Origin of the sequence: Micromonospora echinofusca (assembly GCF_017614955.1) — a bacterium.
In the GTDB taxonomy this organism is placed as follows: Bacteria; Actinomycetota; Actinomycetes; order Mycobacteriales; family Micromonosporaceae; genus Micromonospora; species Micromonospora echinofusca_A.
Map to the genome: position 1 here is coordinate 1 of NZ_WVUH01000355.1, position 7,051 is coordinate 7,051.

General features: G+C 71.3%; 3 protein-coding genes. 1 reads left to right on the plus strand and 2 read right to left on the minus strand.

Annotated elements, in window-relative coordinates; genetic code table 11:
* Positions 1-2: 2 nt before the first annotated feature.
* Entirely contained in the window at positions 3-1,082 is a 1,080-nt protein-coding gene (locus GSF22_RS28205) for an amidohydrolase family protein (RefSeq protein WP_208816777.1), read from the minus strand.
* A gap of 417 nt (positions 1,083-1,499) precedes the next feature.
* Here GSF22_RS28205 and GSF22_RS28210 point away from each other — a divergent pair, with 417 nt between their 5' ends.
* Positions 1,500-5,066, plus strand: coding sequence for a S8 family serine peptidase (locus GSF22_RS28210; RefSeq protein WP_307804397.1), 3,567 nt, complete (start codon positions 1,500-1,502; stop codon positions 5,064-5,066).
* 334 nt (positions 5,067-5,400) lie between these two features.
* On the opposite strand, the gene ffh is transcribed toward GSF22_RS28210, so the two are convergent.
* Positions 5,401-6,960 carry a signal recognition particle protein gene (ffh, locus tag GSF22_RS28215; protein WP_208816778.1) on the minus strand — a complete coding sequence of 520 codons (1,560 nt, stop codon included), beginning with the start codon at positions 6,958-6,960 and terminating at the stop codon, positions 5,401-5,403.
* Between the last annotated feature and the right edge of the window lie 91 nt (positions 6,961-7,051).

A 7,051-nucleotide genomic window follows, 5' to 3' on the forward strand; every position in this document is an offset into this window, starting at 1 on the left:
GGTCAGCGGACGATGCGGCCACGCAGCACGATCCGGCGGGGTTCCCGGACCACCCGCAGGTCGGCGCGCGGGTCACTGTCGTAGACGACCAGGTCGGCCGGTCCCCCCTCGACCAGGCCGGCGAAGCCGAGCCACTGCCGCCCCTGCCAGGAGGCGGCGGCGAGGACGTCCACCGGGGACATCCCGGCCCGCTCGTGCAGGAGCAGCATCTCCTCGGCGGCCAGCCCGTGGTTGATGCCGCCGCCCGCGTCGGTGCCGACGTAGACCGGCACGCCCGCCTCGTACGCCGCCCGGACCACGTCGGGGAAACCGTCCCGCAGCGCGAGCATGTGCTTGGCGTACCCGGGGAACCGCTCGCGGGCCCGGTCGGCGATGTCACCGAAGGTGGCGATGTTGATCATCGTGGGTACCAGGGCGGTGCCCCGCCGGGCCATCTCGTCGATCAGGTCGAGGCTGAGCCCGGTACCGTGCTCGACCGAGTCGACGCCGGCCCGCACCATGATCTCCACGGCCGACTCGGAGAAGGTGTGCACGGCGGCGCGTACCCCGGCGGCGTGTGCGGCCTCGACGGCGGCGGCCATGGTCGCCGGGTCCCAGGCCGGCGCCAGGTCCCCCGCACCCCGGTCGATCCAGTCGCCGACCAGTTTCACCCAGCCGCTGCCGGCCCGGGCCTGCGCGGTGACCGCTGCCGTCACGCCGGCCGCGGCCACCTCCACCCCGATGTCCCGCAGGTAACGTCTCGGCGGGGCGATGTGTCGGCCCGCGCGTACCAGGCGCGGCACGTCCGGGTCGTCGTCCAGCTCCGGGTACGGGAAGGGCGAACCGGCATCCCGGATGGCCAGTACCCCGGCATCCCGGTCGGCGGCGGCCAGTCCCCTGGCCTCGTCGAGGGAGCGGACCGGCGCCCCACCCGGGGCGATCCCGATGTGGCAGTGCGCGTCCACCAGGCCGGGCAGGACGAAGCCCCGGTCGGCGATCGTCTCGGCGCCGGGCACCGGCTCGAAGGTGACCCGGTCACCGACCAGGTAGATGTCGCGTACCTCGTCGTCGGGCAGGACTGCTCCGCGAACGTGCCAGGCCATCGGTCCTCCGTCGTCTCACGCATCGGTGCGTGGGCCATTGTCACCGGTCCGGCCGGCGTGCACACCGGCAACACCACCGGGGGCCGACCGGCATACGCCCCGGCGGCAGTACCGGCCGGACGGGCATCGCCACGATCACCTCGATCGGGCCGCCGTGGTCACCGACCGCCCCGGCCGGGCCGCCGTGGCGACCGGTCACCTCGGCTGGGCTGCCATTGTCGCCGACCACCCCGATCGACCACCCCGACGACCCGCCGGTAACCCCTGATCGTGGGTCGACCAGGAAAGGTGATTGACAAATTTATTTATTTCCATAGGTCTTGATGGAGGGAACCTTCAGGCGGCACGATTCTCCGATCGTCCGAGTAGGCCTCGGACTTTCGTAGTCTCGCCTCACCACAAAGGAGTGTCGAGTCAGTGTCACCAAAACGATGGCGTATCGCGGTAGCCGGCCTGGCGGTCGGTATCGCCCTGCCGATCGGCATCGGCGGTAACCCCGCCACCGCGGCCAGCCCGGAGCAGACCGAGGCGAAGGCCGTGGCCAGCAAGACGGACAAGAAGGTCACCGCCCGGCTGGCCCGGGACGGCAAGACCAGCTTCTGGGTCTTCCTCGACAGCAAGGCCGACCTGGCCGGCGCGAAGAAGCTCCACCGCAAGGCCGACAAGGCCGCCCACGTCTACCGCGCCAAGACCGAGCACGCCGACCGCAGCCAGGCCGGCCTGCGCGCCCTGCTGAACAAGCGCGGCGCCGATTACAAGTCGTTCTGGCTGGCCAACACCATCAGGGTGACCGGTGACGCCGACCTGCTCGGTGAGATCGCCGTCCGCGCCGAGGTCTCCGAGATCCTCGCCGACGACCCGGTCAGCATCCCCGAGCCGCTCCCCGGCGACGTCGTCCCGGCGCTCGACGGCGTCGAGTGGAACATCGACCGGATCAACGCACCCCGGGTCTGGAACGACCTCGGTGTCCGGGGCGAGGGCATCGTCATCGCCAACATCGACACCGGCGTCAACTTCCAGCACCCGGCGGTCAACGCCAGCTACCGGGGCCGCAAGGCGGACGGCAGCTACGACCACAACTACAGCTGGTACGACCCCTCCGGGGCCTGCGGTTCCGCCGCCCCCTGCGACAACAACGACCACGGTACCCACACCATGGGCACCATGGTCGGCCTGGACGGCGCCAACGTCATCGGGGTGGCCCCGAACGCCACCTGGATCGCCGCCAAGGGCTGCGAGTCCAGCTCCTGCTCCCGGACCTCGCTGATGGCCTCCGGTGAGTGGATGATCGCCCCCACCGACCTGACCGGCGCCAACCCGCGCCCGGACCTCGCCCCGGACATCGTGAACAACTCCTGGGGCTCCTCCACCTACGACCCGTGGTACACCGAGATCGTGTCGTCCTGGGTGGCCGCCGGCATCTTCCCGGCGTTCTCCAACGGCAACAGCGGGCCGAACTGCAACACCTCGGGCAGCCCCGGCTCGTACACCATCAGCTACAGCTCCGGCGCGTTCGACGTCAACAACGCCATCGCCAGCTTCTCCAGCCGGGGTACCGGCGAGAACGGCGACATCAAGCCGAACATCGCCGCCCCGGGCGCCAACGTGCGCTCCTCCACCCGGACCGGGTACGGCTCGTTCAGCGGCACCTCGATGGCCTCCCCGCACACCGCCGCCGTGGTGGCGCTGATGTGGTCGGCCTCCCCCGCCATCCAGGGCGACATCGCCGCGACCAAGGCGATCCTGGACGACACCGCGATCGACGTGGACGCGCTCACCTGCGGCGGCACCGTGGACGACAACAACGTCTTCGGTGAGGGCCGGCTCGACGCGTACGCCGCCGTCAACGCCACCCCCCGGGGTGCGCTCGGCGCGCTCGGCGGTCAGGTCACCTCGGGCGGCGCCCCGCTCGCCGGAGCCAGCATCACCGTCACCGGCCCGATGAGCCGTACCGCCACCACCGCCGCCGACGGCTCGTACGCCTTCGACCGGCTGATGGTCGGCGACTACACCGTCTCGGTGGGCAAGTTCGGCTACCGCACCGCCACCGGCTCGGCCACCATCGCCGAGAACCAGACGGTCGACCTCGACATCACCGTCGAGCAGGCCCCCTCGGCCGTCCTCAGCGGCACGGTGAGCACCTCGGCCGGTCCGGCCGGCGGGGCGAAGGTGACCGTGCTCGGCACCCCGCTCAGCACGGTCGCCGACGCGGCCGGCCACTACACCGTCACCGTGCCGCAGGGCGGGTACGACGTCCGCTTCGAGCACGCCTACCGGTGTGCCGACGCGGTCAGCCGGGCGGCCACGGTGAACGCCGACACCGTTCTGGACGTCACCCTGCCCGACCGGGTGGACGCCTTCGGGTACGCCTGCGGCGCAGCCGGTGGTTCCTTCACCGCCGGTACCGACCTGGTGGCCCTCACCGGGGACGACCGGACCGCCCCGATCACCCTGCCGTTCCGGGTCCCGCTCTACGGCAAGTCGTACCGGGACGCCTGGGTCAGCACCAACGGTGTGCTCGGCTTCGGCACCGCCTCGACCAGCCGCGCCAACACCACGCTGCCGAACACCGGGGTCCCCAACCTGGCGCTGTACCCGTTCTGGGACGACCTGTACGTGGAGGCCGACTCGGGCATCTACACCACGGTCACCGGCGCCAAGCCGAACCGCACCTTCACCGTGGAGTGGCGCAACGTCTCGCTCTTCGCCGACCGGTCGCAGCGGATCACCTTCAGCGCGGCCATCAGCGAGAACGGCGCGATCACCTACCGGTACGCCGACATCGACGGCACCGGCGCGGAGACCGGCACCGGCGCCACCATCGGCCTGGAGAACGCGGCCGGCACGGTCGGCTTCGAGTACGCGTACAACAGCGCGGCGGTCGCCGACGGTACGGCGCTCGCGTTCCGGTCCACCCGGACCGGCGTGCTGACCGGCGTACTCACCGACGCCAACGACGGGCAGCCGGTGGCCGGTGCCACGGTGACCGCCCAGGTCGGCGACGCCACCGTCACCGAGACCACCGACGCCGAGGGCGCCTACCTCGTCCAGGCCCCGGCCGGCGCGGTCGCGCTCGGCCTGGCCAAGGAGCACTACGAGTCGGCCGCCGCCAACGTGACCCTCGCGGCGGGCGGTGCGGACACCCGCTCCGTGGTCCTGCGTACCGCCCGGGTCAGCACCCCGGTCACCGCCCTGTCGGTGATCGCCCCGGCGGGACAGACCCGGTCCCGGGAGATCGGGCTGAGCAACACGGGCGCGCTCGGTGCCGACTTCACGGTCACCGAGCTCGGTGCCGACGGCCAGCCGCAGGACATCGGCTGGCTGACCCTCACCGGGGCGTCCGGCACGCTCGCCACCGGTGGCCGGCACAGTGTCGGCGTGGCGGTCAGCACCGCCGGGCTCACCGCCGGCACCTTCCACCAGGCGAAGCTCCAGATCACCTCGAACAGCGGCCGGCGTCCGGTGATCACCGTGCCGGTCACCCTGGTGGTACCGAGCTACACCCTGGCCGTCGACGCCGGCGCGACCGCCGGGCGGGCCGACGTCGAGGGGCAGACCTGGTCGCCGGACCAGCCGTACGTCGCCGGTGGGGCCGGCTACCTGGGTACCTCCAGCCGGCAGTCGACCAGCACCACGATCACCGGCACCAACGACCCGGCCCGCTTCGCCAACCAGCGGGAGGGGATGTACGAGTACCGGGTCGACGGGCTGGCCGACGGTTACTACACCGTCGAGCTGGACTTCGCCGAGGTACGGGCACAGGCCCCGAACAAGCGCCTCTTCGACGTGCTGATCGAGGGGCAGGAGGTGCTGCCGTCGCTGGACGTCGCCAACGAGGTGGGCAGCTTCGCCGCGCTGACCAAGACGTACACCGTGCAGGTGGTCGACGGTCAGCTCAACGTGCGGTTCGTGACGCACAAGGGCTTCGGCAAGCCGATCGTCAACGCGGTACGGGTGACCAACCGGCCGGACCTGGTGTCCTGACCTGACCCGCGGTGCGCAGAGCGCCCGGTAGCAGGGCGGTGGAGGCGAGGCGGGTCCTGGCCGAGGGTGGCAAGGCGGAGGAGGAGGCCATGCCGGTGTGGCATGGCCGACGACGACAACGCCGCCAGCCGACGCGCCAGGGCACGCCGCAGCCCCGCCAGTCCTGCTACCGGGCGCTCTTGGTGGGGCCCGGCCGTTCCCGGCCGGGCCCCACGTCGTCGTCACCACTCCCCGTCGCGGCGCACTTCCTGCCGTCATCGGGGCTCACGCACTGCCGCCGTCGCGGGCGCACTTGCTGCCGCCGTCGGGGCTCACGCACTGGCGCCGTCGCGGCTCACTTCTTGTCGTCGTCGCGGCGGGTCAGCTTGTTGAAGTCGAGCTTGGGCAGCTTGAAGCCCGGCGGCAGCCCCTGCCCACCGGCCAACGCGTTCGGGTCGACGCCCGGCGGCAGTTGGGGCATCCCGCCGGGGAAACCGGCCGGCAGCCCGCCCGCCGGGGCACCCGAGCGGGGCCGACCGCCGCCCTTGGTGCCCTTGCGCTTGTTCTTCGGGGACTTGGTGGCCTTGCGCCGCCCGGCCCCGGGCAGGCCCATCATGCCGCCCATCTGCTTCATCATCTTCTGCGCGTCGGTGAAGCGGTTGAGCAGCTGGTTGACGTCCATGACGGTGACCCCGGAGCCGGCGGCGATCCGGGCCCGACGGGACCCGTTGATGATCTTCGGGTTGGTGCGCTCACCAGGGGTCATCGACCGGATGATCGCGGTGACCCGGTCGAAGTGCTTGTCGTCCAGCTCGGCGAGCTGGTCCTTCATCTGCCCCATGCCGGGCATCATGGCCAACACGTTCGCGATCGGGCCCATCCGCCGCACCGCGATCAGTTGGTCGAGGAAGTCCTCCAGGGTGAACTGCTCGCCGCCCATCAGCTTGGCGGTCATCTTCTCCTTCTGATCGGCGTCGAAGGCCGCCTCGGCCTGCTCGATCAGAGTGAGGACGTCGCCCATGCCGAGGATCCGGCTGGCCATCCGGTCGGGGTGGAAGACGTCGAAGTCCTCCAACTTCTCGCCGGTGGAGGCGAAGAGGATCGGCTGGCCGGTGACCTGCCGGACGGAGAGGGCGGCACCACCACGGGCGTCGCCGTCGAGCTTGGAGAGGACCACGCCGGTGATCCCGACGCCGTCCCGGAACGCCTCGGCGGTCCGGACCGCGTCCTGACCGACCATCGCGTCGATGACGAAGATGACCTCGTCCGGCTGGACCGCGTCCCGGATGTCGGCGGCCTGCTGCATCATCTCGGCGTCGATACCGAGTCGACCGGCGGTGTCGACGATCACGATGTCCCGGGCCGCCCGACGGGCGTGCTCGATCGAGGCGCGGGCCACCTGCACCGGGTCACCGACACCGTTGCCGGGCTCCGGGGCGTACACCTCGACCCCGGCCCGACCGCCGAGCACCTGGAGCTGCCCGACGGCGTTGGGGCGCTGGAGGTCGGCGGCGACCAGCAGCGGCTGGTGGCCCTGGGCCTTGAGCCAGCGGGCGAGCTTGCCGGCGAGGGTGGTCTTACCGGAACCCTGGAGACCGGCGAGCATGATCACGGTCGGTGGCTGCTTGGCGAACTGGAGCCGGCGTCCCTCGCCGCCGAGGACCGCGATCAGTTCCTCGTTGACGATCTTGACGATCTGCTGAGCCGGGTTCAGTGCCTGCGAGACCTCGACCCCGCGTGCCCGCTCCTTGACGTTGGCGATGAAGCCCTTGACCACCGGCAGGGCGACATCGGCCTCCAGCAGTGCCAGGCGGATCTCGCGGGCGGTGGCGTCGATGTCGGCGTCGGTGAGCCGGCCCTTGCCACGGAGCTTGGTGAAAATGCCGGAAAGGCGGTCACTCAAGGTGTCAAACACGCGAACATCCCGTTTTGTCAGGTTTCGGCGGTCACGAGGCGACCGGCATGCCACGTCCGGCCACCGCTAGGGTAGCCGCCCGCCTCCGTCC

What these genes read in the sequence shown, in the direction of transcription:
- GSF22_RS28205 (WP_208816777.1), bottom strand. Translation starts at nt 1,082, where the DNA reads ATGGCCTGGCACGTTCGCGGAGCAGTCCTGCCCGACGACGAGGTACGC.